Source organism: Geminocystis herdmanii PCC 6308 (assembly GCF_000332235.1).
GTDB lineage: Bacteria > Cyanobacteriota > Cyanobacteriia > Cyanobacteriales > Cyanobacteriaceae > Geminocystis > Geminocystis herdmanii.
Window position 1 is genome coordinate 264,247 of record NZ_CM001775.1, and the last position, 18,770, is coordinate 283,016.

Annotated in this window: 7 protein-coding genes and 1 pseudogene; 3 read left to right on the top strand and 5 right to left on the bottom strand. The window is 34.3% G+C overall.

The window, feature by feature from the left end; translation table 11 throughout:
- The 4 genes and pseudogenes from SYN6308_RS24390 to SYN6308_RS01470 all read right to left on the bottom strand — a co-directional run.
- A pseudogene (locus SYN6308_RS24390) lies at positions 1-203 on the bottom strand (photosystem II q(b) protein); the annotation flags it as partial.
- A gap of 786 nt (positions 204-989) precedes the next feature.
- Positions 990-2,333: a TldD/PmbA family protein gene (locus SYN6308_RS01460; protein ID WP_017292651.1), complete on the bottom strand. Its 1,344-nt coding sequence runs from the start codon at positions 2,331-2,333 to the stop codon at positions 990-992.
- 165 nt (positions 2,334-2,498) lie between these two features.
- Positions 2,499-4,157: a ShlB/FhaC/HecB family hemolysin secretion/activation protein gene (locus tag SYN6308_RS01465; RefSeq protein ID WP_017292652.1), complete on the bottom strand. Its 1,659-nt coding sequence runs from the start codon at positions 4,155-4,157 to the stop codon at positions 2,499-2,501.
- Between the two features lie 205 nt (positions 4,158-4,362).
- On the bottom strand, positions 4,363-13,125 hold the full coding sequence (locus tag SYN6308_RS01470) for a CHAT domain-containing protein (protein ID WP_017292653.1): 8,763 nt from the start codon (positions 13,123-13,125) through the stop codon (positions 4,363-4,365).
- A 422-nt stretch (positions 13,126-13,547) separates the two neighbouring features.
- On the opposite strand from SYN6308_RS01470, the gene SYN6308_RS01475 reads away from it, so the two are divergent.
- The 3 genes from SYN6308_RS01475 (at position 13,548) to SYN6308_RS21425 (ending at position 17,336) form a co-directional block, all read left to right on the top strand.
- A complete protein-coding gene (locus tag SYN6308_RS01475; RefSeq protein WP_017292654.1) occupies positions 13,548-14,411 on the top strand; it encodes a S1 family peptidase in 864 nt (287 codons plus the stop codon).
- A 43-nt stretch (positions 14,412-14,454) separates the two neighbouring features.
- Positions 14,455-16,596, top strand: a complete 2,142-nt coding sequence (locus SYN6308_RS01480) for an FHA domain-containing protein (protein ID WP_017292655.1) — start codon at positions 14,455-14,457, stop codon at positions 16,594-16,596.
- A gap of 98 nt (positions 16,597-16,694) precedes the next feature.
- Positions 16,695-17,336 carry a COP23 domain-containing protein gene (locus SYN6308_RS21425; protein ID WP_083879509.1) on the top strand — a complete coding sequence of 214 codons (642 nt, stop codon included), beginning with the start codon at positions 16,695-16,697 and terminating at the stop codon, positions 17,334-17,336.
- On the opposite strand, the gene SYN6308_RS23200 is transcribed toward SYN6308_RS21425, so the two are convergent.
- Complete coding sequence (locus tag SYN6308_RS23200) at positions 17,333-18,760, bottom strand: FHA domain-containing protein (RefSeq protein ID WP_017292657.1); 1,428 nt, start codon at positions 18,758-18,760, stop codon at positions 17,333-17,335. The genes SYN6308_RS21425 and SYN6308_RS23200 overlap by 4 nt on opposite strands.
- Positions 18,761-18,770: the final 10 nt, after the last annotated feature.

Consider the following 18,770-nt stretch of genomic DNA (forward strand, 5'->3'; position numbering starts at 1 on the left):
CCAGCTACAGGCTCACGAATACCGTCAATGTCCACGGGAGGAGCTGCGATGAAAGCGATGATAAAACAAGTGGTGGCAGTTAAGAGGGTAGGGATCATTAAAGTACCGAACCAACCTACATATAAGCGGTTGTTGGTAGAAGTGATCCACTGACAAAACTGCTCCCATGAGGAAGACTGTTGTTGTTGTAAAGTGGTAGTCATGTTTTTATGATTGCGTTATAAATTTTTCGAGGTACAAATTTGTGATTGCTCACATTTATATAATGACAAATTTATGAAGAAATGTAAAGGCTTCTCAGCATAGAATAATTTATGATCCTGATAAGAAAAACTAATGATTTGAGTTCACCTCAGTTCGATGCAAGAATGTTTGATAAGGGCAGGTTTCAGGTTGCAGGTGTAATTTTTAGAAGATTATATAATTCGATCAAAGAATTGAAGATAAAAAAATCAATTAGGATATATTTTTTGTCAATTCTTTAACCCTTTCCGATACCCTTTCCGCAACCTTTACAGCACCAAAAATTTTATGTCGAACTCACCTGAGTTTTTGACATTCTCCCACCGTTAACCCTTTTCATTATCCGTCCAAACCTCAGTTCCACATAAGAAAAGTGGTGAAAACGAGAGATGATTTTATGGTGATTTAGTGTTCCTCTTGTAAGCGATAAGCGTAAATGAACAAAGGCGGGTGAAAAACTAAATAGAATTACGACCTTCGGAACGAGGGATAAAGCCTATTGCCTGAAAGTAAGACTCAATAATCTACGAAGATTAAAAAGCATTTCTTTGGGTAGGAAGCCTACACCATAATTTTTAATTTGGTGTATGGTAGTTCACTTACCAGAAGATTTAATTTAACAGAAAGGTTTAATTTTGTAACACATTTTGGTTGTCAAATTCAACGGAGGCATTCAACCGACATTAAAGGTAAAAAATTAAAACTTATATTAATTGGTGGGCAATGCCCACCCTACTATCTTCTATTTAAGATTGTCCTGTAATAGATAAACTGTCAACCCAGATACGAGGAGAAACGCCACTAGGACTAATTTCTGGAGTTTCTTCCACAAAAACGATCGATTTGAGGACTTCTAAAAAATCTCCTGCTACAGTGGCAGCTTCAATACTTACTTTTTCCCCTTTATTGACTAACCAACCGTCAAAAGGTAAGGAAAATGAACCTTGTAAGGAATTAACTCCTGCGTGTAAGGCTTGAATATCATCAATTAAAATAACATTTTCGGCATTTTCCAAACTATACTCTTGACTAGGTTCTTCTCCACGAAAAACATGATAATAGTTCGGACTGATACTGACTTTTGCCCCTATACTAGCATGACCTGTTGGTTTAGCATTCATTCTTTTAGCCGTAACGCTACTGTGTAAAAAATTGACTAATACTCCTTTTTCGATAATGGGTAGGTTTCGGGTTGGTGTACCTTCTCCGTCAAAGGTTTCTGCGGATATATTTCCTTCGTGTAGGGCATTATCACTAATGGAAAGTAAAGGGGAGGCGATTTGTTTCCCTAAGGATTCGGGGGTGGAAAGGCTTTGTTTGTCGAGAATATTTTGAGCGTTATAAAGGTTACTAAATGCGCCTAATAAACTCAAAAAGGCTTCAGGAGAAAAGACTACGGTATATTTCCCTGATTTAATGGGTTGGTAGTCGAGGTGAGAAAGGGTTTTTTCTACGGTTTCGTTAAAACAGCCTTCCATGTCTAATTTTTCTAAAACATTAGCTACTTTGTATGAACCACCGCTACGGGGTTTTTTATTTTCTTGTTCAGTAGTGGTATATAAGTAAAGAGATGCGAACGATCGAGTTTCTTCTCTTAATGCACCATCACTGTTAAGATAAAATTTTTCGATTTCTTGTTCTGCTAAACCATTATAAGGGACGGATGCGATCGCCTCATGGGAGTTCAATAAATCCTGTTCGAGTTTCAATAATTTATTGATTAAATCAGAAGCCGGGGAAGGATTACCTAATTCAGTTTTCACCATAGGAAGGGGAGATTTTGCTTCCGAGCTAAAATCAGGCACATGATCTGTCACTCCGAAATAACTAGCTTCTAAGGCAGTTTTCAAAGCCAATTCAATACCTACCTCATCCACATCCGTAGTAGAAGTAACTCCTATTTGTTCTTTCTCATTCCATACTCTGACAATAACACTGGATTTTTGACTGGCTTTTACTTGTTTTGGTTCACCTTGAAACACTTGTACACTGGTTTGATCAACGGCTGAACCATAAATATCAAATTTTTTAATACCTAATTGAGAGGCTTTTTCTGTGGCTGTTTGTGCGATCGACTGTACTTTAGACATATTTTAGTGAGTAGTGAGTAGTGAATGGTAAATAGTTTAAAAGAGGGTTAAAACCCTTACTACAAACCGATAAAAAAATTTCTGGAAAACTCTATTTCCGTACAATAAATTACATGACAGATTATTAATTAACTGCCTACAGCTATTAATTTTCAATTATCCATTCTAAAAGTTGTATTTGACATTAAAATATAAACCATCATCTTGAATATTATTACCTCGATCGACCAGATCAATCAAGGGGGGGGCATAATCTAAACGCATATTGAGGTTTTCAAAAGGTTGCCAAATTAAGCCTAACCCTAAAGCGGCGATAAATCTTTGATTAGCGGAAAAGTTGGGATTGCCTTTAACATTCCATACCGAGCCCATATCAAAAAAGGGGGCTAATTGAAATACGGGGAAATTTTCCTCATTACGAACAATGGTAATTCTATCTTCAACGGAAAAGCGAAAACCGTTATCTCCAGCGCGGACATTTTGACGATAGCCTCTTACAGACTGTCCACCACCGATAACAAATTGTTCAGAGGGTAATAATGGGTCTAAACTTAATTGAATATCCCCTTGAATGATCAAAAGATTGTCTGGATTTAATAATTGTACCCGTTGAATTTGTCCTAACCAAGCATAAAAGTAACCGTCTGGATCATTCGCTTGATCGGATTTTGTAGCACCCAACAATCCCGTACCGATACGAAATTGCGATCGAAATGCCCATGCGCCCATACTATCTCGCTTGACATAATCTTGACCCAAATTAATGACATTAGTTTGTGTAACACCTTCTTGATCAGGTCCAATACCGAAGGGAGTCGGTCCTTGAAAAGTGAAAGTTTGCCCATGTCGATAACTCATACCCACAGATAACGCTAATTCTTCCCGTGGATTACGAATCAGGGGTTGACGATAACTCAACTCATAAAACTGACTTTCGCCACTAATTTCTAACTCTTGAAAATCTCCTTGTACTACGGTATTTTCTTGGATAGATACCCGTGCATTTAAAGTGCCATTCATGGGATTTAAAGGGGCATTATAATTAATATCAAGGTTATAAGTACCCGTCCAGTCTTCAAAACGAGGTTGATAATTAACGGAAAAACTATCTCCAAAACCGAAAACATTGCCATATCCTGCGGCTAAAGTAGCTTGAGTTGCACCGATACTAGGAGGAGAATAGTTATCCACACCAACAGTACCAAAAAAGGGATCAGCTTCCTCCACTTTTACTACTAATATACTTTGTTTTTCTCCCGTACCCGATCGCAAAGTAGCTTCTATATTGTCGATGAGGGGATCGGCTTTTAATAGTCTTAATTGATCTTCTAAACTACCAGAATTAAGGGGAGTTTTTGTACCTAATGCTAATCTCGATCGAACATAATTTTCTAAGCGATTTGCTCCTAGAATTTCGATCGCTTCTATTTCTCCTTCATAAACTTGAATAATAGCGACACCCTCTAGCACATTTTCAGCAATGGCTCTAGTGCTAATATACCCTTGGTTGAGATACAGTTGCGTAATTTGATTAGCGATATTTTGTAAATCTTCTGAGGTAATATTTTTATTTTCATAATCTTTAATAATAGTATTAATTTCATTCTCAAAAATAGTATTTCCCTGAACATCGATCGAAGTAACCAAAAATTGTTGTTCTGAATTTTGAACAATTAGATTATGTTTATTATAAAAATTTTTATTTAGATTTTTATTCGTATTTTTTGCCAAATCTTGAGAAAAACTGGGAGTTTTTATCAAAAAAAAAGATAACAAACTAAAGGATGAAATAGAAAAAATTGTTTTTAAAAAAGAAATTTTCATAGTTTTATATGAGGGGATATGTAAATTTAAAAAATGACTAAATTATAATAATAAAATTGTAAATGTAATTAGAGAATAATGATAAAATTTTTTTTTGGAAAAAAGTAGGCAAAAGACAATAGGGAATTTTTCAGTAATTTTTTGATGAGGGAGGGTTTAATATATTAAACCCCTACATTCTTAATTCCTAATTCCTAATTCTTTCTTACCACGGATTACCAATCAGAGTGAAAGGAGCCCAGTAGAAAGGATGAGAGAAGTCTTCCCGTAGTCGAGAATCTTCAGGTAATCCCTCAAGAGATACTGACATATTGGGGGTAATGATAGTATTACCATCCTCAGATTTATAAATCTTGCCATTAAGCATATTTAATTGAGTTTGCCGTAGGGCTTCAGCTTTAGTAGTTTGAGTTCGCAGTTCGCTATAAAAGTCCGTCATGAATGCTAATGTACCAGTATCCCCGATCGTCCATACCGTACCGATGGCACTTTTAACTCCAGCTTGTACTGCTAAACCTGCAAATCCTAACTCTGCAATATCATTCCCTAAAGCAGTTTGACAAGCACTTAATAACATTAATTCTACCTTCGATCGACTTAAACCAAGTTGATTAATGTCATCGAAATTCAAGCGAGAGTTATATAATTGAATGAAAATATCTTCTTGTTCATCAGCGCCAAATGAACCGTGAGTACCAAAGTGGATAATACCATAGGGTTGTTTATCCAAATTAGCCTGAATCGTTTCTAAGGTAAAGTTATCATTGAGAAACTCTCGATAATTGTCAGAGGCTTGTTGATTCCAGATTTTTTTGATGGTAGGTAATTCGATACTAACCCCCGGTAAAGGTGTTTGTTGTTGATCTTCGGCAAATTCCGCCGCCCCCATCGCCAGTAGATTTAAGTCTTTAACACTACGATAAGTGTTATCATTTAAGTTGAGACTAGGCGCTAAACCACTACTATATTTTTCCACTAAGAATTGTTCTGTTTTCTCGTCATATAACGAGGCAAGAGGTGCAAAACGAATATTGAGAGGAAGGATAAATAACAGGTTACTAATTTCTCGCTCTTTTAAGGTTTCTTCAATAGGAGTAATTAACCAACTATATAACTCTGTGGCATAGGGTTTATACTGTTCATCGAGACGATCGGAGGATAATTCGATCGATAAATTAAGAGCAGAATCCACCACTTCTTTACGAGTAACGGGTACAGTAACTCGAATGGGTTCACCTTCATTGGTGATTACTAATAAGTCTAGTTGATCATCTTCGGCAGGTTGTAAGGCGATGGTAGGCTGTAGATTTGGATTATTAATGTTGACTCGACTATACTCTTGAGTATTGGTAGCTTCTCGACGAGCAAATTCTGCTTCTAAATCCTTTGGCTGAAAACCTTTAGGAGTGAAACTAACGTAAATAAACGCTGGTTTTTCTGCTGCCTCTCTTTCAATGGCGCTTAAAATTTCTTGAGCTTCAGTGATGGTAGCTATGGGAATTACTGGAGGTGCAAAAGTAGCGACAGCAGTTGTAACAGGATTATTGACATTGACGGAATTATTGGGATCGACGGGAACACGACTTAAAAGTCTTAAGTTTAAATTTCCATTGGTGGTGTTAATCACATATTCTCCTGCATCAAGACTGAAGTTAAAATTATTAATCGTTCCCGCAGTACCGTTTTTACTAGCATCACCAATAACAAACGGTAAACGAGGATCACTAATTACACCATTTTCTGAGTCATCGGGGAATAGATCGATCGTCACACTACCATCAGAGCTATCACCAGTAGTATTAATACTCACACCATCTCCCACAGTACCCGTCACTCTCAAAGTACCAGCCGTTGTAATTTCGACATCTCCGCCATTGTTGCCTCTGGCATCGATACTGGTGACGACAATATCACTAGGTGCATTTAAAGTAACATTACCCCCCTGACTACTGCCACTGGTTTGAATAGTACCTGTATTAATTGTTGTATTGGAGTTAAGTTCGATCGAACCCCCTGTTGTACCAGAAGTATCAAGATTTTGAGTACTTACAGCACCTTCACTACTAATCATAGAGATATTTCCGCCTTGAGTCATGATATTTTGAGTAGAGATACTTTCTGCATTGAGGATGACATTAGTACCATTACTAGAGATATTTTGAGAGGAGAATGTACCTTGACTATTAAAGTTTGTATTTTTCGTTAAGGTAAGATTACTATTAAAGTTTTGATTACCAGTGGTAGTAATGGAATCACCTTGAAAGACGGTATTGTTGGAAGTAACAGAAAAGTTGCCTAGACTAATGTTATCCGTAAGAGAAATACTATTACTTCCTGCATTTAGAGTTAAATTATTATTGCCGTTAATACTACCAAGAATGTCAATATTTCCAGTACTGTTGTTACCCGTAGAAAGAGTGACATTTGAGCCGACAAGAACGTTATCATCGATCGTGATGTTATTACCCTGAGTAATAATATCAGCATTAAGAGTGGTAGTGGTTTTTGAACCCTTTAAGGTAATAGAAGCGTTATCATTGCCATTGATGTTGTTATTAACAACAATATTACTTGCTTGAAGTGTTAAAGGATCATTTACTGTCAAGTTTTCATTAATAGTAATAGTACCACTGGTATTATTTTGTCCGATCGTGATAGAGTCAAATCCATTAGCTCGATCGAGATTGCTAATGACAAATTGACTATCATTGCCACTACCGATAAGAATTTCACCGCTATTAAAGGAGGTGATGACTAAATTACCCCCTAGGGATGTGAAGTTTTGATTACCAAAATTAACCCCCTTCAAACTACTCATGGTTAAATTATTGCCATTGCCATTAACACTGCCCGTAAAATTAATGTTTCCTTGAGTACTATTTAGGTTCGCATTATTGGCAATATTAAAATTCTGATAATTTTGATCATTAATAGTTGTCACCTTCGCATTTCCTAAACTAGCTAAAGCCCGATTTGGTAATGCTAAAATAGCTGGATTTTCTGCTAGAGTAAAAGTACCTAAAGTAGTTAAAGATAGCCCTTGTATTGTGCCTGATACTGTTGTGGTGTTTCCTTGAATATTAATATTTCCAGTGGTAACATTAGTCGGATTTAAAAAGGTAAGAATAGTTCCAGTATCTATATTGTTGCCAGAAATCGTGACATTTCCGGAAGTTTCTGTACCCATAGAAGCAATAGCTAAAACCGAAACATCGCCATTTTCAGTGGCTAAAGAAATATCTCCGGCCTTTGTAGCAAAAAATGTTGCACTAGTAGCAGTCGTATTAACAGCACCCTGTAAGTTAATATCATTGTTTGCATTAATAGTAATATTTCCCGTTTCTTGATTATTTGTTCTAGCTGTACTAATAGCTAAAAGACTATTTGCACCAGGTTTTCCTGTAATAGTCACACTATCACTAGCATTAATGGTTAAAGAGATAGGGGTAGTAGAATTTTGATTTGCTTCTATACTAACAGCCGTGAGATTATTCCCTTGAAAAACAGTACTTTGTTGTAACAATACATTATTATTATAATTCTGATTTCCAGTGGTAGAGACATTACCATTGAGAATAGTTTTACCATCAGCATTAGTCGTTAAACTACTTAAAGGAGTGACACTTCCGACACTGCCATTCAGGGTAGTTCTTCCTTCTTGATTTGTATTAATGATTAAATTCTGACTACCATCGATCGAACTACCAAAGGTTATATTATTACCATCTAATTGCACATCACTAGCTAGAGTAACAGCGTCTCGATAAGTTTGATTTCCCGTAGTAGTGACATTCCCCCTTAGAATTGTTGTCCCGGCAGGATTAGTAGTTAAACTATTAGCTTGTATATTGCTATTAATCGTATTTATTTGAGTAACTCTGAGAGCTAAATCACCAGAAATATTGATGTCAATAGGATTATCTGAAGAATCAACATTAGATAGAGTTAAATTATTAATATCTGAGAGGGTGACGTTATTCGCATTATTTACCGAAACAATATTAAAATCATTACTACTATTACCGAGAATAATATCATTCCCCCCTGTGTCAAGGATTGTATTGTTTGCAACAAAAATACTCCCGCTATTAGTTATATTTCCATTAGTAGTAATTGTTAAGTTACTCGCATTTATATTCGCCAAATTTAAGCTATTTCGATCGACTATAGAAACATTATTTCCCTCTACCACGGATAAGATATTAAAATCATTATTACTATGAGTAAGGGTGATATTCCCTTGATTAGTAGCATTTAGTCGAGTTCTTCCTGTTACGGTAATAGCATCAGTTTGTACGATGCCGGGTGGACTACTTTCAGTTGGTACAATCGGGGGGGCTTGGGTGGTAATATTTACTGTCCCATTAAAGTTATTTCCTGTATTGTTTAAACTAATAACATTTCCTGTTAAGGCTTGTCCATCAAAAGCAATGCCACCTTCTCCAACTTCGCTAGTAACAGTCAAATTGCCTGTAATATTGTTACTCAATCCTTGGTTACTCAAACTTTCAGAAATATCTATTTCTCCTTGTTTTGTAATTGTTACATTTTGATTAGCATCAATCTCTACACTACCATTACTATTAGTTCCATTGATAATATTATCAGGATTATTCAGATTTGCCCCTGATGGTTCGATCGTTGTCGTTCCAGCTACTTGAATTTTTCCTGATGGTGTTTGAGTAACTTCTCCACTGGAATTAAGATTAAAATTACCCCCAACTAAGACTTCTCCTAACTCCGTTGTACCATTATTACTTATATCCACATCTCCTAAATTTTGGGCAGTGGTAGTCAAACTTGTATTACCTAATACTGTAATTAATGAATCAGGAGTTTGAGTTAAAGTATTACCAACTGTTATATTTAAGTCAGCGTTAGCAGTAACATTGGATAACACCAAGCTATTAACATCATTAATATTAATACTATTTCCTGCCACCACGGACAAAATATTGAAATCATTATTACTGATAAGAGTTATATTACCTTCATTTGTGGCATTTAAAGATGTTAAACCGCCTACTGTTAGGGCATCAGTTTGTACGATTCCGGCTGGTGTACTTTCTACCTGTTGAATGGGGGGAGCTTGGGTAGCAATATTTACCGTCCCATTAAAGTTATTTCCTGTATTGTTTAAACTAATAACATTTCCACTTAAAGGTTGTCCATTAAAACCAACACCCCCTTCTCCTGTTTCACTAATAACAGTCAAATTTCCGATAATATCAGTAGATTGCTCATTATCTAGTAGAGCTTTAGAGACATCAATAATACCAGTTCCGGTAACGGTGATATTTTGATTATCTTCTTCTACATTCACAGCACCACTTTTATTAATGATGTTATCAGGATTATTTAGACTAGTGCCTGATGGTTGTACTGTTGTTGTTCCAGCTACTTGAACTTTTCCTGATGCTGTTTGAGTTACTTCTCCATTGGAATTAAGATTAAAATTACCTCCTACTAACACTTCTCCCAACTCGGTTGCAGTATTATTACTTATATCTACATTTCCTAAATTTTGCGCTGTGGTAGTCAAACTGGTATTCCCCAAGACTGTAATTAATGAGTCTGAGGTTTGAGTAAGGGTATTACCAACGGTTATATTTAAGTCCCCGTTAACTGTCAAGTTAGACAGAATTAAATCATTAACATCGTTAAGTATTACATTTCTGGCGTTATTAATTCTGACTTCCCCAAAATCGCTAGGAGAAGTAAGAGGGATAAAAATATCTTTTTCGCTACCAAGAGGGTAAATGATGGTTTCACCATTACCATTATCGATAGAAAGGGTGTTAAAGGTAGTTGTACCACTGGTAATAATCGCACCATTTTCAAATACTCTAATAGCATCATCGTTATTGATGGAATGGGCATTAAGATTAATACTCCCTCCGCCAATAGAATTAATCTGAGAATTAGCCTGAATAGATATTCCTCTTGATGTATCAGAAGAAGCATTTGTTAAACCATTTAAGGTGATTATGCCTGAATTAGATATAATTCTTGTCGGATTGGCTGAAGTATCACCTTCTGTAAGAATACCTACATTACTACCAGTACCATTACCCTCATGAATACCCACTAAGTTAATATTACCCGTACCTGTGGACTCAATGATAATTGTTTCATTAGCAATATCTGGACTGGAAAAACCAATACCATGATTACGCTGTCCACTTGCTTGTCCTGTACCCACAAGAGTAATATTCCCCTCGACTGTACGAATAGTCGTGTTTCCTTGTAAACCAATTCCTGCGTTATCATTTCCCGTACCGCCAAAACCCGTACCCCTTAAACTGATCAAACCTGTTCCATTGGTTTCTAGGGTGGCATTATTGAGTAAAATTCCATAATTTCGATCGTTCGGATTTGCCCCAGTATTTGCGACTCCAATCGCAGGGGTGCTTAAAGGATTATCTCCTCCTCCTCCTAATACGATGTTACCACCATTAGCTGTGATAGAAGAACCACTATTCATTCTGATAGCACCGCCATTTAAGCCATCTCGATCGGAATTAAGGGTAACATTACCATCGTTACTATTAATCGCAACATTATCATTAACTACAATGCTATCGTTAGCTCCGGCATTAAAATCCCCCCCATTAGTACTAATGTTTTGATTAAGAGTTAAATTATTATCACTGTTGATATTAATTACGGGGTTGCCAATTCCCGTATTATTCATTACAACATTAAAGTTCTCTGTATTAACAACAACTTCGTTATTGACTACGAAATCAACGGTGCTATTTGCCCCTGATGGTTGAATATTATTACCTGTTAAAATGACATTTCCTGTATTGTTACTATTACTAAAACTTTCAAATCTAATATTAGACGGCAAATTAACATTACCATTAGGAGCATTCAAGATAATATTTCCAGCGTTGCCACTGGGAGTCGTAGCAATAATATTTCCATTATCAGGAGAGATACTAATTGAGGCATTTGTAGAGTCAAGGCGAATATTTCCTGCATTACCCACACCACCCACAGAAACAAATGCCCCTAAACTGTAGGGAAAAGCTCCCTCGCCAGTGCTTGTGCCTTGAACACTGATATTATTGGTAGCATTTAAGGTAATATCTCCAGCATTACCATTGGTATCTATTGGAGTGGAAGTGTCGATCGCACCTACGGTAATATTATTTCCAGAAATATTAACATCTCGTCCTCTGGCGATAATAGTATCCGTGGCACTCATAGAGAAATCACCACCGCCGATACCATCAGAGTCAGCTCGGAAAGTGACAGAAGTACGAGGATTAGCCCCGATGGTAATATTATCTTGAAAAGAAAGGGCATTATCGCTTAAATCTTCTATGGTAATATTATTTGTTGCCTCAATAATGACGTTAGTTGTACCTGATAAATTTTCTAAAGATTGTTCATATAATATAGATTCATTCGCAACAAAGGTATCATCATTCACAAAAGCGTTGAAACTTGGTTGACTTTCTGCATCTGACTCGTCTTCTATGATAACTATAATTGTATCGCCACCTGAACTACCATCTTTGATTATGATATTTTCAGGATCTAATAATAAAGTTCCTGTGTTACCATTTTTTGCAGTAGTATCCACGTTTCCGTTAAAGTCAAGGATGTCTTTTCCTGAAACTTCTACGAATCCACCATCACCGCTATTTTCTCCTCCCTTTGCCTCAATGTTACCAGTAAAAGAAGTATTACCATCTGCCCAAACAATTACGTCTCCACCATCACCATTAACTGTGGCATTAGCGGTTATGGTGCTATTTTTATTAACTACTGTGGTTTGAGCATTTGGAATCGAGCCTTTTCCTTGAAAATCGCCACCAATTAAGACTTTACCGCCTCCTTGCGCACCATTAGCGGTGATTTCAGCGTCAATTACACCGACTCTCTCTCCTAAAACGGTGATTTCTCCTCCTAAACTCTCGGAGGATGTGCTAACCTTCCCAGAAACGATCGAACTTCCTGTTCCCTCTGGTATGGTGGTATTGGCTACTTGTACTTGAGGCTTATTAGGGTTAATACCATTAACTTGGGGGTTAATACCATTAACTTGGGGGTTAATACCATTAACTTGGGGGTTAATACCATTAACTTGGGGGTTAATACCATTAACTTGGGGGTTAATACCATTAACCCCTACGGCATTGTTTTTGATGGTGATATTCGGAGTGGCTACTCCTGCGTTATTCGCTCCTGTTAACAAAGTGGGCAAATCTTGAGGGGTGAACCCTAGTAAATTTCCTTGCTCATCTTGAGGTATATCAAGCTCTAAGCTCAATAAACTGCCTTCGGGGGTGATTTTTACCCTTGATGTCCCTGCAACGGCTTGTATGTTGATTTTACCGTTCGGGGTTTCGATCGAACCTGTATTAATTACATTACCGCCGATGAGGTTAATATTACTACCTTCAGAAACTTTTAAGTCTCCTGCATTGATAATGCTACCCGGTTGATTGGTATTGAAAACAAAGTTAGTGGGATTGCCGGTTAAGTTGCTATAGTCGTTACTACCGACAGCACTAAAAACGCCGTTATTGAAACCGATACCCGTTGCTGTGGTGGCGGTAAAGTCTGCTGGAACATTTATACTAGCTCCTGAGCCGAAAACCACCCCTGCTGGATTCATTAAGAAAAGGTTACTATTACCTCCCACTACTTGAATTAAGCCGTTAATGTAGGAAGGGTTGCCTCCTGTCACCCTCGTTAAGATATTGTGAATATTGGGATTCGTCAGAAAAGTGGCTATTTGTTGTTGTGTTAAACCAAATTCCTTGAAGCTGTGAAATAGGTTTTTACCGTCTCTGGAAAAGGTGTTACCGTCTATGGTAATTCGATCGCCGTCTTTGGTTACAATGGTGGCAGTGCTACCATCGACTTTAATTTCTTGGGCTTGGCTCGATCGAGGTTCTAACAGAGCAAGAAATGATAGAATAACAACAAATAAACCAGTTTTTTTCAACATAGCAATACCTTAATGGGGAATTTTCGTTAAACTTCTTATGTTTAAACAATTTACTGTTATTGTATATAAGGTATTTCTTTTTTTCAATACATTATTTGTTAAGAAATATCAATCACATTTGTTTTTTCGTGATTGTTGATCAGGTAATTGCAAGTGTTCACTACAAATCTTAAAAAAATCTAAAGATTTTTTATGTATCAAGATTCACCCATTAGCTAAATAGAATATTTACTTCCATAAATCATAAAATTATCGGTTGAGATAAGTAAAAGTATCTATCATTGAGATAAAATATACCTAAATTGATTTTAAGTTAATATTTTAAAAATTGAAAATTGTTTATCTGTGGAAATGAGATCAAAAAAAATAATTTAAACTCTTTTCGTATGTTGTCTATATTCAAGATGTCAGGTAAATTGACAATGGCGGTTTTAAGCACATTGTTACTTGTGGGCATATTTTGGCACATAAAAACAGGGCAACAAACAAAATTAGTGGAAAAAATTAAGCAAAGAGGAGATGATATTCTTACTAATAATGGAGGGTTGGAAAAAAATGAAAATCCTCAAGATAAAATTAATTTACTCCATGAGCGACAATTAAAAATAAAGGCTCGATTAATTACTGTGAGGATATTTTCTTCTGAGGAAAAAGGCGGTTCTGGGGTTATCATTGGAGAAGATAATGGCATTTATTATGTGATTACTAATAATCATGTCATCAAAGATACTAATGTTAATTATAAAATTCAAACTTATCGAAATAAGATTTATGTGGGGGAAGTTATTTGGCAAAATAATCAAGATACTGTGATGGATGATTTAGCTTTATTAAAATTTAGTAGTTCAGAAAAATATAATGTAGCTAAACTAAAAAAATATGTTCAAAAAAATGAAATGGTTTTAGCTAGTGGTTTTCCTTTTCAAGATAATTTTACTCAGTCATCTAATATTAAATATACCCTTGGATATGTTAAAAATATTTTACATGAACCTTTGATCGGAGGTTATCAATTAGGTTATAGTAATAATATCTATTCCGGGATGAGTGGTGGTTCTATTCTTAATCAAAATGGCGAATTAATTGGTATTAATGCTTTAGGTTCTTATCCGTTTTTAGGTAATCATTATATCTATCAAAATGGCACTATTATTCCCGATAAAGAAGTAGCAATAATGGAGAAATTAAGTTGGGGTATTAGCAGTAGTTCGATCGAAAAGCTAATGAATAAAATTCAAGAAGAAGGATTAATTAACTTTAACTTAAATAATAAAATCAATAATTAATAGACTTTTCTAAATTAAATATTTGTATTATTAATTAAAAATTATGCCACCCAAAGCCGATAAATTACAGCAAAATATAGAAAGTATTAAAAGTTTTTTAAACAGAAAATTACCTGAGTATAATGAGTTAACTAATGTTATCTCAAAAGTTAATAAAATAGAGGCTTTATTATCAGAAAAAAAACTAACCTTACAAATAGTTGGTAATGAAGAAAAATTAATTCAGGCAATGTTTGATTTAATTAGTAAAAATCCTGAATTTAATCAAGGATATAAGATTAAGTATGATCTGATTCCAGAGTTACCAAAAGAGATGTTACCAACATCTTTAAGTATTTTAAAGTTAGTTAAATTTATTGATGATGAAATTAATGTTATTCAAGAAATTATCCTTGATAATAATCAAGTTTACACTGTGGGAAGAAATCCTGAATTAAATCTAGTTTTAGATGGAAATATTTATAAAGGGGTATCTTGGCAACACGCAGAAATTAAAACTATTCTTGATGAGGATGGTGTGGCTAAATGGCATATTAAAGACTTAAATAGTAGTAATAGTACTTTTGTTAATGGTCAAAAAATTATCGATCGAATCTTACATTCTGGGGAAATAATAACCATTGCTAATAGTAGTTATCAAGATAATTTTGCTTGTTTTTATTTTACGGAAGAAATGGTTAATCAAGACAATATAAATAATGCCTATTATGATGTGATTGATTGTGATGTATTATTATTGGTGAGTGCCTATGATAATTATCAGTTAAACTCAATTTTTTTAAGGACATTAAATATCGAAATGATGTCTAAACAATTTGTAGTAATGGATTTAGATATACAAGAAGATGAAAAAAATTTAGAAATAGTTATAAGTGAATGGGAAAGTTGGTTAGAATCACAAAATTTTGATTATAAAATAGATTTTTTTCCAGTACCTTTAACCCCCTATTATCAGGAAGATTATCAAGATAATTTATCTAAACCTATGCAAAAAAGATTAGATAAATTTATTAAGGCTTTAGGTAATGTTATTAAGCGTCAACCAGAAAATATTTTAGCTAAAAGATTAAATGCTCAATTAATTCCTTTAATAACTCCCTTAGAGTCCATTTTAGTCAAAGAAGATGAAGAATTAAATCAAAAAATTACTCATTTTCAAGGAAAGTTACAGGAAATGACTCAAAAAAATTGGAAAGATATAACTAAAAATGTATTGGGAGAAGTTAAAGAAGATAAGGACAAATTTTTTAAACAAATTAAAACTGATTTAACTCAAGCAAAAGCAGCTATTTTAGATAACTTTAGTAAACGTAGTCTTATTTCTCAAATTCAAAATTTTGTCGATGATTTGCAACCTATAATTTTTAAAAAAGAAGGACAACCTTATGTGAAGTTATCTCCAAAGCAAGGGGATATTAATACTGATTTGAACCAAATTATCATACAATTCTCTACTTCTACTATGGAAAATTGGGCTTTAAAAGAGTGGGATAAAATCTTAAATGTTTATGGTAATGGTGGTTTAAATGGTTTATTAATGCGCAGTAATGAAAGGGCTAATATTATTCCTAATTTATTCTCTGAATCTCCATTTCATCAACCTTCTGAGTTAGATGTTAAAAATAATTTTCTGATTTCTTTTATGGGTATTGATAGTGATGTTCGTCATAAACAAGTGTCTATGGCAGGTTATATTATGAAAACTATTCGATCGAATTTAATGCAAATAATGATGATGGCTACCCTAGTTTTTGCGATTTTAGGGCAGAAAGTGGGTAAAAATGAAATGTTTGCTCAATTATCAGGGGTTTTTAGACAATTTCCTTTCTTATTAGGCTTAGGGGTTTTTGCTTTAATATTTTTCCTCACCACATCTTATAACCAAGATAAGAATTTAAAATTAGAAGAAGCCGCCGAAAAATTGAGAAAAGAGGTTAGTAGTTATTATCAATCTTTAAGTAAAAATTTATTAGAAAAGGTTATTCAAGATATGAATTTAACTTTAGAATATGAAGCAAATCGTCTTGATAATAGTTTACAAAATATTCAAGAAACTTATAATGACTATATTATAGAACAGGAAAAACAACAAATTTCTATTAAGGCAAATTTAGACCTTTTTAAAGAGAAAGAAAAAAATTTAAGTAAAGAAATTACCGAATTTAAAAAACTCATCAGAACTTAAATTATTTTTTTATTAAGAAATCAACAAATTTATAGCTAAATTACAATCGTTATAATATATAATCGTAATTAGGAAAAACTTTTTTAAGATTAAAAATTATGAACAATTCATGGCTAAGTAAAATAATGGTATTGGCTATGTCGATCGCACCTTTGTTATCGTTCAATAGTTCAGTAGAAGCACAAACAAAGAAAAATGTTTATAGCTGTATCAATCATCAAGGAAAACCTAGTACGGTAGTCGATACAGATAAGGGGAGAATTTTGTTAATTGTTTGGGAAAGTGACTTTTTTAGAGGTTCGGGTTGGACTCCTCAAAAAAGATGTGAAGAAGTAACAAAAAGATTTCAAGAATTTTCTGACAATAAAACTTTAAGGTATCTGACTACGGGTAAAATGAAAGGACAAAATGTTATCTGTGTAGGAACGCCCATAGGGGGATCAGCCTATAAATGTCTTGACAATGGATTATTACTAACTTTGGAAGGGAGAAACGATAATCCCAATGAAGTATTACAAAATTTATTTCAAGCGACGAGATCAAGTAGTAATTTTCTCCGAAGAACGGGAAATAGGTATGCTTTTGAATTTGACAAATTTATCGATGAAGCTCCTGTAATATCACAGCCTTCTATTCCTGACACATCTATTCCTCAAATATCTCCTCCAGCAATCACCCCAAATCCACAATCTGAGCCACAAAAAGAAAATTCTGATTGTCCTCCCCTTTTCTGTGATTAAATTTGGGAAATAAATATTTTAGTCTCATCTAAAATACTCGCCAATAAATTTCCTTGACTATTCACTGTGATTAATTTTCCAAAAGTTTCGGGGAAATAAAAATTAAACAATTCTTTTTCAGAATTTTCGTCAAATAAACTAACTTTATTATCTTGAAAAGTACACAAAATTAATTTTTTATCCCCGTTAAAACCTAAATATTGAATGGCAGATTTACTATCAGTTTTGATGGTTTTTTCTTCGGCTTGAGTTTCCATATTCCATAGTTTAATTACTTTATCACCTCCGCCACTAATTAAGTATTTTCCATCATTACTAAAGCCTAAACTATTAATGGCTAATTTATGACCTGATAAAGTGGCGATTTCTTCTTGGGTTTCTACATTCCATAGTTTGATTAGTTTATCCGCTCCACTACTAGCTAATATTTTATTATCGGGACTAAATTGTAATGTATTAATGGCTAATTTATGACCTGATAAAGTAGTAATTTTTTCTTGGGTTTCGATATTCCAAAGATAAATTGATTTATCATTTCCACTACTTGCTAATATTTTTCCATCGTGACTAAATGTAGAAATATTCATTTGAACTTTAGCATCTGTCATGGTGATAATTTCTCCATTTGTTTGCCACTTACAAAGTATAATTTCTTTAGCTTTTCTGATAATAGATATGGTTTGATTATCGGCACTAAAAGCGATATTTTGCACATCTTTTGTCTCTATGTCAATATTTGCTAATTCTTGAGGATTAACTAAATTCCAAATAGTTTTTTCGGTAGAAATAGTAATATTAGCAACAGGATTAATTATGATTTTTGTTTCTAATTTTTCTGATAATTCATCGGGTTTATTTTCAGCACTTTTAGCTGTTTTTTCCTTTGAAGATTCTGTTTTTTTATCTTTCTCTTTTACGGAGGATTGAACTTTGGTTTTCGTTTCTTCTTTAATATTTTTAGCTTTTTCTTCCTCTGAAGATTTAGTGGGGGAAACTGTCGGAGTTTTTATTTTTTCTTCTTCAATTTTTGGCTGAATTTCTTCTAAGGTTTCTGGTTCATTTTCGACTAAAACAGTGGCGTTTAAGATTTCTGTTTCAAAAATAAATTCAGCCCCTTTTAATCCTAACATGATTCGATCGTTCGATCGTAATTGATAGGGTTCGGTAATTTTTTCTCCATTAATTAACGTGCCATTGGTAGTACTTTTATTGGTGATTTGCCATAAAAATTCACCGTTAATTTCTACTAATTCAATTTGAGCATGATAGCGAGAAACGGTAATAAATTCATCAGGATTTAAAACTATTTGACAGTTAGAAGCTCTACCTATTAAAGTTATTTCTTGGGAAGAAAGTATATATTTTTTGTTTTTATCAGCTTCTTTAGAGATAAGGGTAAGATTAGCAATTATATCTTGATTCATAATTTTAAAA

Bases quoted from the DNA above. Each gene is read 5' to 3' on its own strand.
- SYN6308_RS01470 (WP_017292653.1), bottom strand. From the start codon at position 13,125: ATGTTGAAAAAAACTGGTTTATTTGTTGTTATTCTATCATTTCTTGCT.
- SYN6308_RS21425 (WP_083879509.1), top strand. From the start codon at position 16,695: ATGAACAATTCATGGCTAAGTAAAATAATGGTATTGGCTATGTCGATC.
- SYN6308_RS01460 (WP_017292651.1), bottom strand. From the start codon at position 2,333: ATGTCTAAAGTACAGTCGATCGCACAAACAGCCACAGAAAAAGCCTCT.
- SYN6308_RS01475 (WP_017292654.1), top strand. From the start codon at position 13,548: ATGGCGGTTTTAAGCACATTGTTACTTGTGGGCATATTTTGGCACATA.
- SYN6308_RS01465 (WP_017292652.1), bottom strand. From the start codon at position 4,157: ATGAAAATTTCTTTTTTAAAAACAATTTTTTCTATTTCATCCTTTAGT.
- SYN6308_RS23200 (WP_017292657.1), bottom strand. From the start codon at position 18,760: ATGAATCAAGATATAATTGCTAATCTTACCCTTATCTCTAAAGAAGCT.
- SYN6308_RS01480 (WP_017292655.1), top strand. From the start codon at position 14,455: ATGCCACCCAAAGCCGATAAATTACAGCAAAATATAGAAAGTATTAAA.